The organism is Streptomyces sp. W16, from assembly GCF_033194735.1.
Classification (GTDB): Bacteria; Actinomycetota; Actinomycetes; order Streptomycetales; family Streptomycetaceae; genus Streptomyces.
The window spans coordinates 1-2,623 of record NZ_JAWOAI010000855.1 but is presented as its reverse complement, the minus strand read 5'-3'; the positions used below and the strand labels follow the sequence as shown (position 1 = coordinate 2,623).

Sequence of the window (2,623 nt, the reverse complement as noted above, 5' to 3'; positions counted from 1 at the left end):
CGGCTTCGAGGCGGCGATCACGGCGATGGCCGTGCTCGCCGCCCTCGCCCTGTTGGTGTCCGGCTGCGCCACGGGCGGCACCGGCGCCCGTGACGAGGGCCCGGCGCACTCCGACTCGGTGGGCGTCGCCGAGGTGCCCGCCCCCACCCCCTCCGCCAAGGCCGACGACCATGTGGACGCGGTGAAACTCGTCAAGGACGACCCGAAGGTCTCGGCGGCGGTCAAGCGCGAACTGAAGCCGTGCGTCGCCGACGAGTACGCGGTCGACGTGTCGTACGGCGAGCTGACCGGAGGCACCGCGAACGACGTCGTCGTCAACGTGATGACCTGCGGCGAAGCAATCGGGATCGGCTCGTACGTGTATCGCGCGACGGGCGGGACGTACGAGAATGTGTTCAAGGCCGAGGAACCCCCGGTCTACGCGGAGATCGACCGCGGCGATCTGGTCGTCACCAAGCAGGTGTACGAGAAGGGCGACCCGGTGTCGAGTCCCTCCGGGGAGAACGTGATCACGTACAGGTGGACGTCGGGCCGTTTCGTGCAGGAGTACAGCACGCACAACGAGTACAGCAACGCGGTCGGAGGCGACGCTTCACCCGCCCCGAGCGGAAACTGAACGGAACAGATCCGAACGGGCCCGAACCGAAACCGAACGGAATCCGAGCGGGGGCGAACCGATCGGACCCCCCGAACCGATCCTTCAGTGAACGCGGACGCCGCTTCGGGCGTCCCATGCTTGAGAACGACCCACACGAGGACTGAGAGCACCGGGATGGCAGACCAGACCCACGTCCTGTTCGTCGAGGACGACGACGTCATCCGTGAGGCCACCCAACTCGCCCTGGAGCGGGACGGCTTCGCGGTCACGGCGATGCCCGACGGGCTGTCGGGCCTGGAGGCGTTCCGGGCGAACCGCCCCGACATCGCGCTTCTCGACGTCATGGTCCCCGGCCTGGACGGCGTGAGCCTGTGCCGCCGTATCCGGGACGACTCGACCGTGCCGGTGATCATGCTGTCGGCACGCGCGGACTCGATCGACGTCGTACTCGGCCTGGAGGCGGGCGCCGACGACTACGTCACGAAACCCTTCGACGGCGCCGTCCTGGTGGCCCGCATCCGTGCGGTGCTGCGCCGCTTCGGACACGCGGGCGGCAGCGACCGCACGGACGCGGACACGGCCCCGGTCGACGGCGGGGTGCTCACCTTCGGCGATCTGGAGATCGACACCGAGGGCATGGAGGTGCTCCGGGCCGGACAGCCGGTGGCGCTGACGCCGACCGAGATGCGGCTGCTGCTGGAGTTCTCCTCGGCGCCGGGCACGGTCCTGTCCCGCGACAAGCTCCTGGAGCGGGTGTGGGACTACGGCTGGGGCGGTGACACCCGGGTCGTGGACGTCCATGTGCAGCGGCTGCGCACGAAGATCGGCCAGGACCGGATCGAGACGGTCCGCGGCTTCGGCTACAAGTTGAAGGCCTGAGCAGGGGTATGCGGGGGAATTCACAGCGCAGGGTCCCGTCGTTCATGGACAGAGCGGGCATCCGTACCGGCCTGAGATGGAAGCTCAGCGCGGCCATCGCGCTGGTCGGCACGCTGGTCGCGATCGCGCTCAGCCTGGTCGTGCACAACGCGGCCCGGGTCTCGATGCTGGACAATGCGCGCGATCTCGCGGACGAGCGGGTCCAGATCGCCCAGCGCAACTACGAGCTGTCCGGGCGGCCCAACTTCCCCAGCATCAAGATCGACGACCCGCGCCTGCCGCCGGCGCTGCGCGAGAAGGTCCTGGAGGGCCGCCGGGCGACCTATGTCACCGACCGGCCGGACGGCATCCCGGACATCTGGGCGGCCGTACCGCTCAAGGACGGCCATGTGATGTCGCTGCACACCGGGTTCACCGACCGCAGCACGGACATCCTCAAGGATCTCGACCAGGCCCTGGTGATCGGTTCGATCGCGGCCGTGCTCGGCGGCAGCGCGCTCGGTGTGCTGATCGGCGGCCAGCTCTCGCGCCGGCTGCGCAAGGCGGCCGTCGCGGCGAACCAGGTCGCCAAGGGCGAGACGGACGTACGGGTACGGGACGCGATCGGCGGGGTCGTGCGGGACGAGACCGACGACCTCGCGCGCGCGGTGGACGCCATGACGGACGCGCTGCAGCAGCGCCTTGAGGCGGAACGAAGGGTCACGGCGGACATCGCGCACGAGTTGCGCACCCCGGTGACGGGCCTGCTGACCGCGGCCGAGCTGCTCCCACCGGGCCGCCCCACGGAACTCGTCCTGGACCGCGCCAAGGCGATGCGCACCCTCGTCGAGGACGTCCTGGAGGTGGCCCGTCTCGACGGGGCCTCCGAGCGGGCCGAGCTGCAGGACATCATGCTGGGCGACTTCGTGAGCCGCCGGGTGATCGCGAAGGACCCGGACGCGGTGGTGCACGTCGTCCACGAGTCGGCCGTCACCACCGACCCGCGCCGCCTGGAGCGCGTGCTGTTCAACCTGCTGGCCAACGCGGCCCGGCACGGCAAACCGCCGATCGAGGTCTCGGTCGAGGGCCGGGTCATCCGGGTCCGCGACCACGGCCCCGGCTTCCCCGAGGAACTCCTCGCGGAGGGCACGAGCCGGTTCCGCACCG

3 protein-coding genes are annotated in these 2,623 nt (G+C 70.3%); all 3 read left to right on the top strand.

Features of this window, described 5'->3' with window-relative positions; all coding sequences use genetic code 11:
* The coding region (locus R6V09_RS50470) for a hypothetical protein (protein WP_317888143.1) at window positions 1-616 on the top strand (616 nt) is incomplete at its 5' end.
* Between the two features lie 156 nt (window positions 617-772).
* On the top strand, window positions 773-1,477 hold the full coding sequence (gene cseB / locus R6V09_RS50465; protein WP_317888142.1) for a two-component system response regulator CseB: 705 nt from the start codon (window positions 773-775) through the stop codon (window positions 1,475-1,477).
* 8 nt (window positions 1,478-1,485) lie between these two features.
* Window positions 1,486-2,623: sensor histidine kinase (locus tag R6V09_RS50460; protein WP_317888141.1), on the top strand; the 1,138-nt coding region annotated here is incomplete at its 3' end.